Origin of the sequence: Streptomyces sp. NPDC058751, from assembly GCF_042746485.1 — a bacterium.
Lineage (GTDB): Bacteria > Actinomycetota > Actinomycetes > Streptomycetales > Streptomycetaceae > Streptomyces.
In genome coordinates this window covers 469,981-487,533 of sequence record NZ_JBHYPZ010000001.1, presented here as the reverse complement: position 1 = coordinate 487,533, position 17,553 = coordinate 469,981, and the positions used below count along the sequence as shown (strand labels likewise).

Annotated in this window: 11 protein-coding genes; 5 read left to right on the top strand and 6 right to left on the bottom strand. The window is 73.5% G+C overall.

Features of this window, described 5'->3' with window-relative positions:
• Nucleotides 1–13: 13 nt before the first annotated feature.
• The 5 genes from ACFW6B_RS02090 to ACFW6B_RS02070 all read right to left on the bottom strand — a co-directional run bounded on the left by ACFW6B_RS02090 (nt 14) and on the right by ACFW6B_RS02070 (nt 10,267).
• A complete protein-coding gene (locus ACFW6B_RS02090) occupies nt 14–2,341 on the bottom strand; it encodes a CDP-glycerol glycerophosphotransferase family protein (protein WP_386591351.1) in 2,328 nt (775 codons plus the stop codon).
• A gap of 152 nt (nt 2,342–2,493) precedes the next feature.
• Entirely contained in the window at nt 2,494–3,405 is a 912-nt protein-coding gene (locus tag ACFW6B_RS02085; RefSeq protein WP_386591350.1) for a carbohydrate ABC transporter permease, read from the bottom strand.
• Nucleotides 3,402–4,742: a carbohydrate ABC transporter permease gene (locus tag ACFW6B_RS02080; RefSeq protein ID WP_386591349.1), complete on the bottom strand. Its 1,341-nt coding sequence runs from the start codon at nt 4,740–4,742 to the stop codon at nt 3,402–3,404. The genes ACFW6B_RS02085 and ACFW6B_RS02080 overlap by 4 nt, the downstream gene beginning before the upstream one ends.
• A gap of 7 nt (nt 4,743–4,749) precedes the next feature.
• Nucleotides 4,750–6,150 (bottom strand): ABC transporter substrate-binding protein, encoded by a 1,401-nt coding sequence (locus ACFW6B_RS02075; protein ID WP_386591348.1) that lies wholly within the window; start codon nt 6,148–6,150, stop codon nt 4,750–4,752.
• A 286-nt stretch (nt 6,151–6,436) separates the two neighbouring features.
• Nucleotides 6,437–10,267 carry an FHA domain-containing protein gene (locus ACFW6B_RS02070; protein WP_386591347.1) on the bottom strand — a complete coding sequence of 1,277 codons (3,831 nt, stop codon included), beginning with the start codon at nt 10,265–10,267 and terminating at the stop codon, nt 6,437–6,439.
• Nucleotides 10,268–10,761: 494 nt separating this feature from the next.
• On the opposite strand from ACFW6B_RS02070, the gene ACFW6B_RS02065 reads away from it, so the two are divergent.
• From ACFW6B_RS02065 to ACFW6B_RS02050, 4 genes are all read left to right on the top strand, one after another.
• Nucleotides 10,762–12,483, top strand: coding sequence for a protein kinase (locus ACFW6B_RS02065; RefSeq protein WP_386591346.1), 1,722 nt, complete (start codon nt 10,762–10,764; stop codon nt 12,481–12,483).
• Nucleotides 12,484–12,610: 127 nt separating this feature from the next.
• Nucleotides 12,611–13,852, top strand: a complete 1,242-nt coding sequence (locus ACFW6B_RS02060; protein WP_386591345.1) for a serine/threonine-protein kinase — start codon at nt 12,611–12,613, stop codon at nt 13,850–13,852.
• A 334-nt stretch (nt 13,853–14,186) separates the two neighbouring features.
• The gene (gene prfB / locus ACFW6B_RS02055; RefSeq protein WP_386591344.1) at nt 14,187–15,293 is read left to right on the top strand and encodes a peptide chain release factor 2; all 1,107 of its coding nucleotides are present in this window, start codon (nt 14,187–14,189) and stop codon (nt 15,291–15,293) included.
• A 337-nt stretch (nt 15,294–15,630) separates the two neighbouring features.
• Nucleotides 15,631–16,254 (top strand): hypothetical protein, encoded by a 624-nt coding sequence (locus tag ACFW6B_RS02050; RefSeq protein WP_386591343.1) that lies wholly within the window; start codon nt 15,631–15,633, stop codon nt 16,252–16,254.
• A gap of 106 nt (nt 16,255–16,360) precedes the next feature.
• Here ACFW6B_RS02050 and ACFW6B_RS02045 read toward each other — a convergent pair whose 3' ends face one another.
• Complete coding sequence (locus ACFW6B_RS02045; protein ID WP_386591342.1) at nt 16,361–16,552, bottom strand: hypothetical protein; 192 nt, start codon at nt 16,550–16,552, stop codon at nt 16,361–16,363.
• A gap of 301 nt (nt 16,553–16,853) precedes the next feature.
• Between ACFW6B_RS02045 and ftsE the strand changes: the two genes are divergently transcribed.
• A complete protein-coding gene (gene ftsE, locus ACFW6B_RS02040) occupies nt 16,854–17,543 on the top strand; it encodes a cell division ATP-binding protein FtsE (protein WP_037619290.1) in 690 nt (229 codons plus the stop codon).
• Nucleotides 17,544–17,553 lie beyond the last annotated feature (10 nt).

The window sequence follows — 17,553 nt, the reverse complement described above, 5'->3', positions numbered from 1 at the left end:
CGCGGACCCCGGATCAGAGGGACTCGGTCAGGGGAACGGCGGCACCGGGGGCCGGCACGCCCCCGGACGGCAGACCCGGGTCCGGGACGCCCCCGAGCGGTCGGCCGGAGTCCGGGGCGCCCGGGTCCGCGACGCGCGCGAGGACCGCCTCGGCCGAGGGGACCGGGCGGCGCTCGGCGAGGGGGACGAACGGCGGCAGCCCGGCGCTCTCGCCGAGCACCACGTGCCGTACGACCCGTTCGGCGGCCCGGCCGTCGTCGTACGGGCAGAACCGTTCGCGGAACGCGGCCCGCAGCCGCGCCGATTCCGGGCCGCGCCAGTACCCGGTCGCGAGGACGTCGACCAGCTCGTCCTCACCGCGGGCGAGGGCGCCCGGCGGGAAGGCGCGCACGTCGAAGTAGGTGCCGCGGGCCGCCTCGTACGCCTCCCAGTCGTCCGTGAGCACGACGACCGGCCGGTCCAGGACCGCGTAGTCGAACATCAGCGAGGAGTAGTCGGTGACCAGCACGTCCGAGGCGAGGCACAGCGACTCGACGCTCGGATGGCCGGAGACGTCGATGACCCGGCCGCCCGCCGCCTCGGCGAGCGGAGTCCCGTAGCTGTGGTGGGCGCGGGCCAGCACGACGAAGCGCGGGCCCAGCCGGTTCAGCACCCGCTCCAGGTCCAGGACGTGCGGCTGGCTGTGCCGGTAGTCCCGGTACGTCGGCGCGTACAGCACGGCGACCGTGCCCGCGGGGACGCCGAGCGAGGCGCGCAGCCGGTCCACGTCCCCGGGCGTCGCGTGCTGGAACACGTCGTTGCGGGGCAGCCCGTACTCCAGCGTCGTGTACGAGGAGGGGAAGACGCGTTCCCAGACGAGCGTGGAGTGGCGGTTGGCGGACAGGCAGTAGTCCCACGTGTCGGCCCCGCGCAGCAGCTCGGCGAAGTCGGTGCCGCGCGCGGCGGCCGGGCGGTCCTGGAGGTCGAGCCCCATCCGCTTGAGCGGTGTCCCGTGCTGCGTCTGGATCATGATCTGGCCGGGCCGCTTGACCAGCCGCCGGTCGAAGTTGACGTTGTTCACCAGGTACTTGGAGCGGGCGAGCGCCGTCCAGTACCCCGCCGTGCCGGGACGCAGCCGCCGCGTCCGGTCCGGGATCGTGTGGTGGTGCTCGGCGCGCGCGATCCACGCGGTGCGGACGTGCGGCGCGAAGCTGCGGAACGCGGACTCCAGGGCTCCCGGGTTGCAGCCGTGGCCCCGGCCCCAGTAGCTGGAGAAGACGGCGTGGTCGGCGCGCAGCGGGAGCCGGAGCTGCACGCGGTAGTGGAGCTGGAGCGCGGCCCCGTGCACCGCCTGCCGCAGCCCGGCGGCCCCCCGCACCGCTCTCCTCGCGACCCGCGACAGGAGCGACAGCAGACGGTACGTGCGGTGCGTGCCGAGGCCGACCATCGCGTGGCGCAGCCGGGTGCGTCGGCCGGCCGGCGCACCTGGGACGCGGTAACGGCGGTAGTGCGCACGGGCCTTGAGGAGGAACTCGGCGCGGGCCGCGCGCGGCAGCCTGCCGCGCTTCACGAACACCGTGGCGAAATGGTCGATCATGCGCCGGAACAGCACCGGGCGCCACCGGTCCAGCTCCGGGTGGGCGGCGACGTGCGCGAAGACACGGTCGTACTGGTCGAAGACGTCGAGGTGCTTTCGGCTGCTGGTGCCGAGGATGCTGCCGTGGCGCCGCTGGCGGTAGTGCACGCAGACCCGGTCGAGGGTCGCGATCGCCTCGGCGGACATCAGCGCCGGATACGTCCAGGGCGTGTCCTCGTAGTAGCCGGGCGGGAACCGGAGACCGGCGCGCTCGACGAACTCCCGGCGGTAGGCCTTGTTCCACACCACCATCAGCAGCCGCAGCAGTCCGGGCCGCTCCTCCAGCAGGAAGGGCGCCGGGCCCTCCTCGGTGAGCTGCGCCGCGACCTGGTTCCGTACGGTCTCGCCCGACCAGAACGTGCGCGCGTAGTCGTAGACCAGGACGTCCGGCTCCCCGGTCTCCTCGATCCGGCCGGCGATGGCCCGCAGCGCGTCCGGGGTGAGGGTGTCGTCGCCGTCCAGGAAGACCAGGTAGTCGCCGGTGGCGCGTTCGAGGCCGGCGTTGCGGGCGCGTCCGAGCCCCACGTTCTCGGGGAGGTGCACGGCGAGCACCCGGGCGTCACGCGCCGCGAACTCGTCGACGATCGCCCCGCAGCCGTCGGGCGAGCGGTCGTCGACCGCGATGAGTTCGAGATCCGCGAAGGACTGGCCGAGCACGGATTCGAGGCACTCGTGCAGGTACGCCTGAACCTTGTACACGGGGACGATGACACTGAACCTGGGCACGGGACATCCATGGGTCGGCGTGGGCATACCTTGCCCGAAAACGGCCGAAGGGGTGATTCGGTTACGCCAGATGTGGCATCCGGGGGACGCGGGGTGAACGCCGGGGGGCGGGCCGGTGTCCGGCCCGCCCCCCGAAGACCTCCGCGACCTGCCTACTTGACCGCGCCCGCCATCACCCCGGAGACGAACTGCCGCTGGAACGCGAAGAAGACGGCCAGCGGGACCACCATCGAGATGAAGGCGCCCGGCGCCAGCACGTTGATGTTGTTGCCGAACTGGCGCACCTGCGTCTGGAGCGCGACCGTGATCGGCTGGCTCCCCGAGTCGGAGAACACCAGCGCGACCAGCATGTCGTTCCACACCCACAGGAACTGGAAGATCCCCAGCGAGGCGATCGCGGGACCGCCGAGCGGCATCACCACCCGGGCGAACAGGCGCAGTTCACCGGCGCCGTCCAGCCGGGCCGCCTCCAGCAGCTCCCTCGGGATCTCCGCGAAGAAGTTCCGCAGCAGGAACACCGCGAAGGGCAGGCCGTACCCGACGTGGAAGAGGACCACGCCGGTGACCGATCCGAAGACGCCGATCTTCCCGAAGAGTTCGGCGATCGGGATCAGGGCCACCTGCACCGGGACGACCAGCAGGCCGACCACGCCGAGGAACCACCAGTCGCGGCCGGGGAACTCCATCCAGGCGAAGGCGTAGCCGGCGAGCGAGCCGATCACGACGACCAGCAGCGTCGCCGGGACCGTGATCAGCACCGTGTTGAGCAGCGAGTCGGTGATGTCGCCGTTCTCCAGGAGCTTCCGGTAGTTGTCCACGGTGAGCTGCGAGGGCGCGCTGAACACCTTCCACCAGCCGCTGCCGTTCATGTCCTCGGGGCTGCGCAGCGAGGACAGCAGCAGCCCGATCGTCGGCACCAGCCAGAACAGGCCGACGAGCAGCAGGAAGACGCGTACGACGCCGCCGCCGAGCCCGCTCGCGATCCGTGAACCGAGCGAGGGCCGCGCCCTGTTCACGGCCGTCGCGGGCGCGGTCCTCTCCACCTGTCCGGCATGCGTGCTCATCGCCGCACCTCCCGCCTCAGCCGTCTCACGTTGAAGGCCATCACCGGGATCACCAGCAGGAGCAGGAACACCGCGATGGCGCTCGCCACGCCCGGCCTGCCCTCCGAGAAGCCCTTGCGGTACAGCTCCAGGGCCAGCACGTTCGCGTCGTCCTGGGAGGAGCCCGGCGCGATGATGAACACCAGGTCGAAGACCTTCAGCACATTGATCATCAAGGTCACCGCGACGACCGCGAGCACCGGCGCCAGCAGCGGCACGGTGATCCGGCGGAAGACCTGCCACTCGTTCGCCCCGTCGACCCGGGCGGCCTCCAGGAGCTCACGCGGCACACCGGCCAGGCCCGCGGCGATCAGCACCATGGCGAAGCCCGCCCACATCCAGACGTAACTGCCGATGACGGCCGGGGTGACCAGCGACGGGCCCAGCCAGTCGACCCCGTTGTACGGCTCCGCGAAGTTGCTCGCGGGGAGCCGCAGCCGGGCTCCGTCCGCCTTGGCCGACAGCGAGAACGTGCCGTCGTCGCCCACCTCCGCCGAGTCGACGACCTTCCCGTCCTTGACCGCCTCGATCCTCATCCCGGAGTAGCCCAGCTCGCCCGGGTCGACCTGGCCGAGCCTGCCGACGCCCTTGCCGCGGGTGAAGTCCTGCCAGGCCGTGCCGGTGACCTTTCCGGGGTCGGTGGCCGCCTGTACGGCCTTCTCGGCGCTGTCCGGCATCAGGTCCGGGGCGACGCCCACCAGCGGCAGGGCGACGGACTGTCCGGTGTGCACGGCGTCCCGGGTGATGAACCCGCCCCCGTCGGCGGTGAGGGGCGACTGACGGCCCGGGTGGGCCTTGGGGAACGCCGACGACGGGGCGAAGGTGTCGTGCACCCCCACCCACACCGCGTTCGCGACGCCCTTGTCCGGGTCCTGGTCGTACACCAGCCGGAAGATGATGCCGGCGGCGAGCATCGAGATCGCCATCGGCATGAAGACGACCAGCTTGAACGCCGTTCCCCAGCGCACCCGTTCGGTGAGAACCGCGAAGACCAGCCCCAGCGCGGTCGCGACCGACGGGGCGAACACCACCCAGATGACGTTGTTCTTCAGCGCGGCACGGATGCCGTCGTCGGTGAACAGCGCCTCGTAGTTGTCGAACCCGGCGAATCCGTCGCCCTGCTGGTCGTAGAAGCTGCGCACGACCGAGTACCCGATCGGGTAGACCACGAGCGCGCCGAGCAGCACCAGGGCGGGCAGCAGGAAGAGCGCCACCACCGCCTTGCGGGTCCCGGTCACGCTCTTGCGTGTACGGGCCGGGGGCACCGGTGCGGTGTCCCCGGCCGTCGCCGACGTCATGGCCGGATCAGCCCTTGTAGGCCGCTGCGGCGTCCGATTCGAGCTTCGCCTGTGTCCCCGCCACGTCCTTCGGGTTCTTCAGGAAGTCCTGCAGGGCCTTCCACTCGCCCTTGCCGGGCGTTCCGCCGAAGGCCTGCGGGGCCTGGTCGGACATGTCGAAGCGGAAGTCGTCGCCGGCTGCGACCAGCGCCTTGGCGATGGCCCGCTGGACGGCGTTGGGATAGGCGGACTGAGCCACGTTCTTGTTGGGGGAGAGGTAGCCGCCGAGCTTCGCCTGGATGGTCGCCGCGTCGGGCGAGGCGAGGAAGGTCAGCAGCGCCTGGGCCGCCTTCGAGTCCTTCAGGACGACGGCCGCGTCACCGCCGCTGACCACCGGTGCCTTGTCGCCGACCGCCGGGAACGGGAACACCTTCGCGTCCGTCCCGATCCTCGCCTTGGTCTCCGCGATGTTGACGCCCACGAAGTCGCCCTCGAAGACCATGCCCGCCTTCGGCTGGTCGCCGCCGGTGAACGTCTGGGTGACCGAGGCCGGGAACTCCGTCTGGAGCGCGCCGTCCGGCCCGCCCGCTATGAGGTTCTTGTCGCCCCACAGCTGGGCCAGCGTGGTCAGGGCGTCCTTCACGGACGGATCCGTCCACTTGATCTCGTGCCGGGCGAGCCGGTCGTACTTCTCGGGACCCGCCTGGGAGAGGTAGACGTTCTCGAACCAGTCGGTGAGCGTCCAGCCGTCGGCGCCGCCGACCGAGACGGGGGTGACACCGGAGTCGTAGACCGTGCGCGCGGTGTCCAGGAACTCCTTCCAGGTCCCCGGCTCCTTCGCCCCCGCGTTCTCGAAGACCTTGGTGTTGTACCAGACCAGGGACTTGTTGGCGGCCTTGTAGTACACGGCGTACTGCTTGCCGCCGACCTTGCCGAGGTCCTGCCAGCCCTGCGCGTAGTTCTTCGTCAACTGCGCCTGCGCGTCCGGCCCGACGGGCTTGGCCCAGCCCTTGTCGACGGCCTGCTTCACCGCGCCGACCTGGGGGAGCAGCGCCACGTCCGGGGGCGCGCCGCCCGCGATCTTCGAGCCGAGGAAGTTGATGATCGGGTCCTGCGCCGGTACGAAGGTGACCTTCGCGCCGGTGCGCTCCTCGAACTCCGTCAGCACCTTCTTGAAGTTGGCCTGTTCCGCCCCGGTCCACACGGCGGCGACCTCCAGGGTGGCCCCGTCGAGCTTCGGCAGGGTGACGGAGTCCGCGCCGGCGCTCCGGGTGGCCGTACCGCCGCTTCCCTTGTCGTCGTCGCCGCCCCCGCACGCCGTCAGCGTGAGGGCGCCCGCGACGGCGGCGGCTGCGGCGGCCGCCGCGACTCTGCGCGAGCGGTGGGTGGAGTGACCGGGCGACCTGCGTATCTGAGGAATGCTGCGCATCACTGCCCCGTTCTTCGTTCCTCGTCGAACGTCAAAGCGGCTGCTGCCCCGATCGCTCCGGTCTACGCCTGCCCCTCCGGGTCGGCAAGACCGCCGGTACTGTCAAGTGGGCGATCGTGACGGGGTCGTGACGTCACGTCACGGAGGCGGGGCGCGCCGACGCGGCTCGGGCCGACGGGGGCGGGAGCGGCGCCGACGCCGTGACGTGCGGGGCCGCGGGACACCGGTCCCGGGTTCCGCCCGCGCGGGCGCCCCGGCCGCGGGGGTCAGGCGTCCTGGTCGTGGGTCACAGCAGCGAGGGCGTCTCGGCCGCGGAGACGGAACGCGCGGCCCGTTCGAGGGCGCTGGCGAGCAGGGCCAGGTCCGTGGGTCCGTTGCCCAGCTCGCGGACCGGGCGGCGGGCCGGCGGGTCGCCCATGCGGTGCCACTCCAGGGGGACGACCGTGGGGCGCAGGGTCGCCGTCCGCGGAATGCGCCCCGTGACGCGCCCGCCCTGGAACGGGGTCTCCCGGCCGTCAGGGAGCAGCAGCCGGCCCCGCCCGGGAGCCGGTTCCTCGGGTCCGGACGACAGCGCGTCGAGGGTGACGCGCAGCGCGGCGGAACGCGCCAGCTCCGACGCGGCCGTACGGCCGCCGGCGCCGGACGCCGCCACGAGGTGCACCCCGAGCCGGTCGCCCTCCCGGACCACGGCCTCCAGCGCCCGTACGACCGAACCGGCCGCCGGGCGTCCCGGGGACCCCAGCGGCGGTGACAGCAGGGCGTCCAGGTCGTCGACGACCACGACCAGGCGGGCCAGCGCGGGCCCCGGCTCGGTCTGCCGGCGGGCGGCGGCGGGGCGCAGCCGCAGCGTCGAGCTGGACGGCGTGTCGAGGTCGGCGGCGCCGGGGGACGAGGTCCCGGTCGACGAGCTGCCGCCCGAGCGCTGGGCCACGATCCGGCCGGGGACCGTCCGTCCGGCGTGCCACTCCGCGAAGCCGAGCCGGCCCAGCAGCTCGGACCGCCGTTTCAGCTCGGCGCTCAGGGACTGGGCGAACTCCCGCATCCGCACGGGGTCGTTGGCCGTGAGGTGCGTGGTGACGTGCGGCAGGTCGGTGCAGGCCCGAAGGCCCTCACCGCCGCCCGCTCCGCCGGGGGCCGCGGCCGCGTCGCGTCCGTCCACCAGGACGATCCCGAGCCGGTCGGGCCGTTCCGCGGCGGCGAGGGACGCGGCGACCGAGCGCAGCAGTTCCGTACGGCCGCTGCCGGGCGGGCCCTCGACGAGCAGGTGCGGGCCCTCGACGGGCAGGTCGACGGCGACGGGTCCGCGCGGGCCGGCGCCGAGCACCGCCCGTGCCCGTCCGCCGAACGTCTCGCTGTCGTCCGCGGCGTCCGCCCAACGGGCCATCAGGGAGGCGGGGGTGGCCCGCGCCAGCCCCAGCTCGTCCAGCAGCCGGGCCGTCTGGGGCAGGGGCGCCGACACGCGCGTGTGCCGGTCCCCGAGCGTGCCGTCCGTCCGCAGCGGCGCCAGCGAGCGGGCGAACCGCTCGGCCCAGGCCAGGGACACGGCGTCCACGGCGGCGACGGTGCCGTGGCCCACGGGGCCGCGCGTGAACCGGCCCGTGCGGCCGGCACCGTCGCGCCGGGGACCGGAGTGCGCGGGCGAGGCGTGCGCGGCGCCGGACGGTCCGCGTCCGGCGGCGTCGGGTCCGCCGTGCCGGGACCCCGGGTGCGGGGCTCCGTCCGGGGCGCGCTCGCCGCTGCCGCCCGGTGCCACCCGCATCAGCCGCAGCGCCGTTGCCACGTCCCCGCTCAGCAGCGCCACCGCTCCGCACTCACGGAACGCCGGTGACGCCCCGCACGCCGCCTCGTAGGTCTCCGTCACCGGTGACGCGGGGGAGGCGGCGGCGGTCTCGGCGAGGCACACCAGGTGGATCCCGGCCCGCGAGCCCTCGTGCGCGAGGCGCATCAGGCCCTCCCGCACGTCGGCGCCCCCGGGGTCCCCGTCCACGATCACCACCGCGTACGGGCCTTCGTACCCCTCGTCCGTGTCGTCGGCCCGCGCCCAGGACGGCCTGCGCGCCGCGCCCCGCGAACCGGTCCCGGCGGACGGGGCGGCGTGCCCGCCGTCGGCGTCGTGCGTCCCGGAGCGGGCGGCCGGAACCGTGGCACCGGAGCCCCCGGACGGCGCGCCCCGCGTCTTCGCCGGGTGGTCCTCCAGGCGGCGCAGGAGCTCGTCCACGCGCGCCGCCGCCTGGTCGCGGTCGTAGGCGAGCAGCAGACGGCAGTCCTGGCCATGGGCGGGACGCAGATGGGGGAGCCAGCCGAGCCAGGACCACTCGGCGGTGCGCTCCTCGACCGTGCGGGCCCGGTCGGTGCTGACGAGGACGATCTCCAGGGTGTCGGGGGAGTGCAGCGCGGCGAGCTGCGCGACGACCGAGCGGGCCAGCCCCGACAGGCGCGCCCGCGGTCCGGCCAGGCCCAGGGAGCCGGCCTCCCGCAGCCCGGCGGTCACCGGCACGGCGGGCAGCAGGCCCGAGCCGTCCGGCGCCGCCCGGTCGGCCGTGCCCAGCCGTACCGTCAGCGCCTCGGGGTGGCCGGGGCTCCGCTCCCACAGCCGGGGACCGGGGCCCAGCGCGGTGAGCAGCAGGGTCGCCGGGTCGGGCCAGCTGTCGGGCGAGCGCCGCACCGCGGGGAGGAGTTCCTCCACCGCGACGTCTCCGGCCCCGTACACGTCCCGGCCGGCCTGGGACGGGCCTCCGCGGCCGCCCGCCAGCCGCCGGGCCCACGCGCCGATGCCGCCCCGCCTGCGCGCGCCCGGGACGTCCGCGCCGTGCGCGGGTGTGCCCCCGCGCGCGCCCGGGACGGTGGCCCCGGGCGTCTCGGACGCGTCCTCGGCACCGGGGCCGAAGGTCCCCGCGTCCGCCGGGCCCGTCCCCTCCCGTCCGCCGGCGTCCGTACGTCCGCCGGTCCCGCGGGCGGAGCCGCCGGCGCCGAAGCCGCGGCCTTCCGTCGTCGAGCCCCGCGGTCCGCTCTCGATCCGGGGTGCCCGGCCCTGTTCCGGAACGGCGGGGGGCACCGCGAGTCCGTGCTCCAGCGCTCCGGGGACGGCGCCGGCGAAGGCGCCCCACTCCGCGGTGCCGTAGGCGTGGTGCGTCTCGTCGGCGGGCGGCAGAACACCGCCCCGGGCGGGCGAGGGGCTCTCCCCGCGCGCGTGGGGCACGGCTCCGCGCGGCGCCGAGGCGCCTTGCGGGGTGCCCTGCGGGGTGGCGGAGGCCGCGCCCGGTCCGGTGGCGGCGCCCGATGCGGGTTGCGCCGGGAAGCCGCCGGTGCTCACGGAGGGCGCGGAACCCGGGGAGGCCGCGGAATCCGGGGAGGACGATCCGGGCCGGGCGGTGGCGGAGGTGCCCGCCGGAGCGCCGTGCCCGGCGGACCGGGCGGACGCCTCCTCGGCGGACCCGGCCCGCACCCGTACATGACCCTCGCCGTCCGGAGCCGTCTCCACGGGGCCCGGGCCTCCCGGCGGGGCGAGCCGCAGGGCGGACTCTCCGACGCGCAGCAGCGCGCCCGGGGCGAAGGGGACGGGGCGGCCGCCGACCCGGGAGCCGTCGAGCGTCGTGCCGTTCGTGGACCCGTTGTCCGCGACCGAGACACGGCCGTCGGGGGTGACGGTGACCGCGCAGTGCAGGCGGGACACGTCGGGGTCGTCCAGGGGCACGTCGGCGTCCGCGGAGCGGCCGATGCGGATCTGGCCGCCGTGCAGCAGGTGCACGCCGCCGGCGTCGGGTCCCGCGACCACGTGGAGCTGGGCCGAGACGCCGTCCAGGTCGGGACCGGGTTCGGCGGGCGCGCCCAGACTGAGCACGGCGCCGTCGGTCAGCGGCGGCTCGCCGAGCGTGCAGCGCTGGGCGTCGAGCCGCTCCGCGCCCGCGTAGAGCACGGTCTGGCTCCCGCCGGGCTCACGGCCCCGCTCGCCCGGGGAGGCGCCCCCGCTTCCCCCGACCGCCGCGGCCAGCCCCGACGCGACCGCGGCCAGCGCCGTACCGGCGGGCGCGGTGACCAGGACGTCGCAGGCCGTGCCTCGCCCCCGTGGCTCCGAGGGCGAGCCCAGCGGGTCTACGACGGTCAGCCGGATCTGCATCGCCGTCAGGGGTCCCTTCCGCGCAGGTGTCCGCGACGAGGACGAGGCTGCGCTGCGGTCCCCCACCGCAGATCCCCCCACCGCACACGGGCACGTCGGCCAGTAGCTGGAGGCATCCTCGCACCTGTCACCGACAGCGTGCCCGCTCCCCACCCGTAAGTGATCTTGATTGGTCGGCTCTGCCCGTAAAAGTTCCTGACAGGTGGCCGCCCGATGTCGGCTTGGGATCGCTCACGCCCGCTCCCTGGCAACCGAGCGACCGAAGTGAGCGTCTTTCCGTCGAACGACATGCGGGCGCCCTCACCGTCGAACACGGACGGCGGCGTCCGCGCAAGCGTCCGTGCGAACCAAAGGTGCGCACGGGACCTATGGGAAAGCACACGGGCGGGACAGCCCGTCGCCGGGTGGTACGGCACTACAGTGGGTCGGAAACTCCTGTACCACGGTGATCACGGTGGACGGACCAGGCAAGCAAGCAACAGGGAGCGCATGACGTGCGGCCGGTAGGGAGCAAGTACCTCCTTGAGGAGCCGCTGGGGCGCGGCGCCACAGGCACGGTCTGGCGAGCCCGCCAGCGGGAGACCGCCGGCGCGGAGGCGGCCGTCGCCGGGCAGCCCGGCGAGACCGTGGCGATCAAGGTTCTGAAGGAAGAGCTCGCCGGGGACGCCGACATCGTGATGCGGTTCCTCCGGGAGCGGTCGGTGCTGCTGCGCCTGACCCACCCGAACATCGTGCGGGTGCGCGACCTCGTCGTCGAGGGCGAACTCCTCGCCCTCGTCATGGACCTGATCGACGGTCCCGACCTGCACCGCTACCTGCGCGAGAACGGACCGCTCTCGCCCGTCGCGGCGGCCCTGCTCACCGCCCAGATCGCCGACGCGCTCGCCGCCAGCCACGTCGACGGCGTCGTGCACCGCGACCTGAAGCCCGCGAACGTCCTGCTCAAGCAGGAAGCCGGCCAGATGCACCCGATGCTGACCGACTTCGGCATCGCGCGGCTCGCCGATTCCCCCGGCCTCACCCGCACCCACGAATTCGTCGGCACGCCCGCGTACGTCGCCCCGGAGTCCGCGGAGGGACGCCCGCAGACGTCCGCCGTGGACATCTACGGCGCCGGCATCCTGCTGTACGAGCTGGTCACCGGGCGCCCGCCGTTCTCGGGCGAGTCCGCCCTCGAGGTGCTGCACCAGCACCTGAGCGTCGAACCGCGCCGCCCCTCGACCGTCCCCGACCCGCTGTGGACCGTCATAGAGCGCTGCCTGCGCAAGAACCCGGACGAACGGCCCAGCGCGGAGAACCTCGCGCGCGGACTGCGCGCCGTCGCCGCGGGCGTCGGGGTGCACGCCTCGCCCGCGCAGATCGCCGCCGCCGAGGGCGTGGGCGCCCTGCTCGGGCCCGACCCGGCCCCGGCGCAGGTCCCGGGCATGCCGCCCGGCGCGGCCGACGCCACCCAGGTGCTCCCGCAGGGCGCGGGCTCCTACGACCCGTACGGCGCCACCAGCGTGCTGCCGCACACCGCGGGCGCGGGCGCGGCCGACCCGACCGCCGTGCTGCCGCCGGTGCCGCAGAACCAGCCGGGCGGAGCGCCCGGTCAGGGCGAGGACCCGCACCCCTGGCAGAACCAGATGCGCGCGGCCCGCGACCGCAACGAACAGACGCAGGTCCAGTACCTCGACCCGAACGAGGACCCGCTGCGCCGCAGGCCGCAGCGCCAGGTCGCGCGCCCGCAGCAGCAGCCCCAGCAGCAGCGCCCGCAACCGCAGCAGCCCCAGCAGCGCCCGCAGCGGGGCCAGCAGCCGCCGCCCGGATACGGCTATCCGCAGCAGCAGCAGCAGCAACAACAGCAGTACGCGCCGCAGCCCCAGCAGCAGCGCTACGCTCCCGCGCCCCAGCAGCAGCCCCAGCCGCAGCGGTACGCGCCCGAGCCGCAGCGGCCCCAGCAGCCCGCCCCCCGGCAGCCGCGCGAGCCCCGTCAGCGCAGCGCAAACCCCATGAAGATCCCGGGACTCGGCTGCCTCAAGGGGTGCCTGTTCACGATCGTCATCTTCTTCGTGGCCGGCTGGCTGATCTGGGAGTTCAGCCCCCTCCAGGACTGGATCGGCTCGACCAAGAGCTTCTGGGGCCAGCTCACCGACTGGTTCGACACGGTCACCGACTGGATAGGGGATCTCGGCTCGAAGGACCCCTCGGGCGGCTCGGGCACCTCGGGCACCTGATCCCCGGCCCCCGGACGGCCGGCTCTGGGGATTTGTCGATATCTGACGGGTGATTTCGGTCCCGGGCGTGAAGACTGGCTCCGCGGGCGCGTACTTTAAGCGGCAACACGCGTCTGTAGGAGCAGTCTTGGCACGCAAGATCGGCAGCAGGTACACCGCGAACCAGATCCTGGGGCGGGGGAGCGCCGGCACGGTGTGGCTGGGCGAGGGGCCCGAGGGACCCGTCGCCATCAAGCTGCTCCGCGAGGACCTGGCGTCCGACCAGGAACTGGTGGGGCGCTTCGTGCAGGAGCGCACCGCGCTGCTCGGCCTCGACCACCCCCACGTGGTGGCGGTGCGCGACCTGGTCGTGGACGGCAACGACCTCGCCCTCGTCATGGACCTCGTGCGGGGCACCGACCTGCGCACCCGGCTCGACCGGGAGCGCAGGCTGGCCCCGGAGGCCGCGGTCGCGATCGTCGCCGACGTGGCGGACGCCCTCGCCGCCGCGCACGCCGCCGGGGTCGTCCACCGCGACGTGAAGCCCGAGAACGTCCTGCTCGACATGCAGGGACCGCTCGGTCCCGGCGGCTCCCACCCGGCCCTCCTGACCGACTTCGGCGTGGCCAAGCTCATCGACTCGCCGCGCCGGACCCGGGTCACGAAGATCATCGGCACGCCCGACTACCTGGCGCCCGAGATCGTCGAGGGTCTGCCGCCGCGCGCGGCCGTCGACATCTACGCGCTGGCGACCGTGCTCTACGAGCTGCTCGCCGGCTTCACGCCCTTCGGGGGCGGGCACCCCGGCGCGGTCCTGCGCCGCCACGTCACCGAGACCGTCGTCCCGCTGCCGGGCATCCCGGACGAGCTGTGGCAGCTCGTCCTCCAGTGCCTGGCCAAGGCGCCCGCGTCCCGGCTGCGCGCCTCCGAGCTGGGCGCGCGCCTGCGCGAGCAGCTTCCGCTGCTGGCCGGGATGCCGCCGCTGGACGTGGACTCCCCGGACGCGGAATCCGCGGACGAGGACGCGGAGCCCGAGGAGAGCGCGGAGCCGGCCGCGCCCGCCGTGGCGCGCGAGCGGCGGGGGGCCGTGCCCCTCGTGCCGGGGGCCGCGCCCGATTCGAACCGGGACACCCACACCTCGATGCGGGTGCCGGCACCCGACGAGCTGGCCGGCGGGGCCCGGGGGACGGCCCGTGTGCCCCGGGCCGCGGGCGCGCCCCGGCCCGGTTCCGCCCGGCACCGTGCCTCCGCGCGCAGGCGGCGGCTCACCCTGGGGGCGGCGGCGGTCGCCCTGGTCGCCGCCGTAGGGGTCGGCACCTGGCTCGCCACCTCCGACGACGGTGAGGCGGCCCCCCAGGACACGGAGAACTCGGCCCCGGCCTCCCCGTGACCCCCGGCCGGCACACGGGAAAGGCTTTTCTCGCCCCCTCCGCCCCTGCCCTCCCCCAAGGTCTCGGCTTCGCTCGACCGGGGGGGGACCCCCATCGTCCCCGGGGGCTACCGCCCCCGGACCCCCGCTTCGGCCTGACGGCCTCGTCCTCAAACGCCGGACGGGCTGAGAAGTCAGCCCCTCCGGCGTTTGAGGAGCGGGGTCCGGGGCGGAGCCCCGGGTACGGGAAGGGAAGGGGCGGAGGGGGCGAGATCTGCTTGGTGGCCGGTCGCGGGGCGGGGTTCCCCGCGGGGACGAGGACGGGCCCGGTTGCCGTAACCGTTACGCTGGAGGCGTGGCAGTCGTCGATGTATCCGAAGAGCTCAAGTCCCTCTCCTCGACCATGGAGTCGATCGAGGCCGTCCTGGACCTCGACAAGCTGAGGGCAGATGTCGCCGTGCTCGAGGAGCAGGCGGCCGCGCCGTCCCTGTGGGACGACCCGGACGAGGCGCAGAAGATCACCAGCAAGCTGAGCCACCTCCAGGCGGAGGTCAGGAAGGCCGAGGCGCTCCGCGGGCGCATCGACGATCTGGCCGTGCTCTTCGAGATGGCCGAGGAGGAGGACGACCCGGACACCCGCGCCGAGGCCGACGCCGAGCTCGTCGCCGTCAGGAAGGCGCTGGACGAGATGGAGGTCCGTACCCTCCTGTCCGGCGAGTACGACTCCCGCGAGGCCGTCGTCACCATCCGCGCGGAGGCCGGCGGCGTGGACGCCTCGGACTTCGCCGAGAAGCTCCAGCGCATGTACCTGCGCTGGGCCGAGCGCCACGGCTACAAGACGGAGCTGTACGAGACCTCGTACGCGGAAGAGGCGGGCATCAAGTCCACCACCTTCGCCGTCCACTCGCCGTACGCGTACGGCACGCTCTCCGTGGAGCAGGGCACGCACCGGCTGGTGCGCATCTCGCCGTTCGACAACCAGGGGCGCCGCCAGACCTCCTTCGCCGGTGTCGAGATCCTGCCGGTCGTCGAGCAGACCGACCACATCGAGATCGACGAGTCCGAGCTGCGGATCGACGTGTACCGCTCGTCCGGTCCCGGCGGCCAGGGCGTCAACACCACCGACTCCGCGGTGCGTCTGACCCACCTTCCCACCGGCATCGTCGTCTCCTGCCAGAACGAGCGGTCGCAGATCCAGAACAAGGCCTCGGCCATGAACGTCCTGCAGGCCAAGCTCCTGGAGCGGCGCCGGCAGGAGGAGCAGGCCGCGATGGACGCCCTCAAGGGCGACGGCGGCAACTCCTGGGGAAACCAGATGCGTTCGTACGTCCTGCACCCGTACCAGATGGTCAAGGACCTGCGCACGGAGTTCGAGGTCGGCAACCCCGAGGCCGTGTTCGGCGGCGAGATCGACGGCTTCCTGGAAGCCGGAATTCGCTGGCGCAAGCAGCAGGAGAAGTAGGCACCCGGCCGAAGCGGTCCGGGCGGACGTTCCCCGCCCCCGCCGAAGCTTCTTTGTCGACAAGGCAACTGCCGCCCACCGGGCGGCAGTTGCCTTGTTTTATGAGGCTGTCTGGGTTTTCCGTCACAGTCACATGTCCTCAGGCCGGGCAAACAATGGTGTTCCGGACATCGCGTACGCAACGACCTTGACGCTGCTTTGAAAACTGGGAAGGGTGACGTGTGGCATGCGTATCACCGGGGTGCATGTGAACCGGGGGGTCGAACGCAATCTCCTGTGACGCCGTGGGCTCCGGGCGCTGCTCCATTGACGATCGGCTACTGGGGGTAGCAGGAAGATGACCAAGAAGACGCGGATCCGCGTGGCGCGAATAGCCGCCTGCGCGGTGATCGCCGCCGGCGCCTCACTGACCGCGGCGGGTGCCGCCTCGGCGCTCGACCTCAACGTCGGTCTCACCGCGACCACCGCGGACAACCCGGCCCCGGACCCGGACCCGGACCCGACCGGCATCCCGACGGACCCGGCGCCGACCGACCCGGCCCCGACCGAGCCCGCGCCGACCGAGCCGGCTCCCACGGAGCCCGAGCCGACCGAGCCGGCCCCGACCGAGCCGGAGCCCACCGAGCCGGCCCCGACGGAGCCCGAGCCGACCGAGCCGGCCCCGACCGCGACCGACCCGACCGAGGAGCCCACCTCCGGCAGCAGCTCCGGCCCCTCCGGCGGCGGCACGGGCGGCAACGACGCCGACCCCGACGGCGGTTCCAGCACCCAGGAGGAGGGCTCCTCCGCCCTCACCGACACCGGTTCGGACGCCCAGGTCCAGGGTGAGGACGGCGAGCTGGCCGACACCGGTGCCGGTCAGACCACCTTCCTGATCATCGGTGCCGCCACGATGATCGCCGGCGGTGTCGGCTTCCGCCTGCTGCCGCGCCTCGCGGGCGGCCGCGGCGCCGCCGCCTGACGTTCCGCACGTACGACGAAGGGCCCGGAGCAGCTCGCTCCGGGCCCTTCCCGTGCTACCGGGCCCCCGGGGAGGCGGCGGCAGTGCCGGGCCGTCCCCGCGCCTCTCACACCGTCTGGTGGGCCAACAGGGCCAGCGCCGCGATCAGCACCACGAGCAGGGCGATCAGTGTCATGGGGTTGAGCCCCGCGAAGAGGCTCTCCTGCTGGAGCCGCTGCCGGTTCGCGCGGCAGACGGGGCAGCGGCCCTCGCTGACGGGTGCCGCGCAGTTAGCGCATACCAGTCGGTCGTACGTCATGCGCCGGCCCTCCTTGCGACGTCTCCGCGTACGCGGCACTGCCGCGTACACATCGCTCTCTCAACGCTGCGGCTAACGCAACCGTTCCCCTACCACTGTGCCAGGTTCCGCGGATTTCGGCGCGGCCCTCCTCGTCCTGCCCCGTCCGGAGTACCCTCAGCCCCTCTGGACGGGTGTGAATCGCGCCTCGGATCCATGACAAATCGTGCAAGCGGTGTGTAACCCCGTACGCCGACTGCGCTCGCACACCCGGTTCGCGTATGGTCACGCACACCTACCCCCGGCGACCCGTGGTGCACCCGTGATCCGATTCGACAATGTCTCCAAGGTCTACCCCAAGCAGACCCGCCCCGCTCTCAGGGATGTCTCCCTGGAGGTCGAGCGCGGAGAATTCGTGTTCCTCGTGGGGTCCTCCGGCTCCGGAAAGTCCACCTTCCTGCGGCTGATCCTCCGCGAGGAGCGGACCAGCCAAGGCCAGGTGCACGTCCTGGGCAAGGACCTCGCGCGCCTCTCCAACTGGAAGGTGCCGCAGATGCGCCGCCAGCTGGGGACCGTCTTCCAGGACTTCCGCCTGCTTCCCAACAAGACGGTCGCCGAGAACGTGGCCTTCGCCCAGGAGGTCATCGGCAAGTCCCGCGGCGAGATCCGCAAGTCCGTGCCCCAGGTGCTCGACCTCGTCGGTCTGGGCGGCAAGGAGGACCGGATGCCCGGCGAGCTGTCCGGTGGTGAGCAGCAGCGCGTGGCCATCGCGAGAGCCTTCGTGAACCGGCCCAAGCTCCTCATCGCCGACGAGCCGACCGGAAACCTCGACCCACAGACCTCCGTGGGCATCATGAAACTGCTCGACCGGATCAACCGGACGGGCACCACGGTCCTGATGGCGACGCACGACCAGAACATCGTGGACCAGATGCGCAAGCGCGTCATCGAGCTGGAGAAGGGCCGCCTCGTCCGTGACCAGGCGCGCGGCGTCTACGGCTACCAGCACTGATCATCGTCCA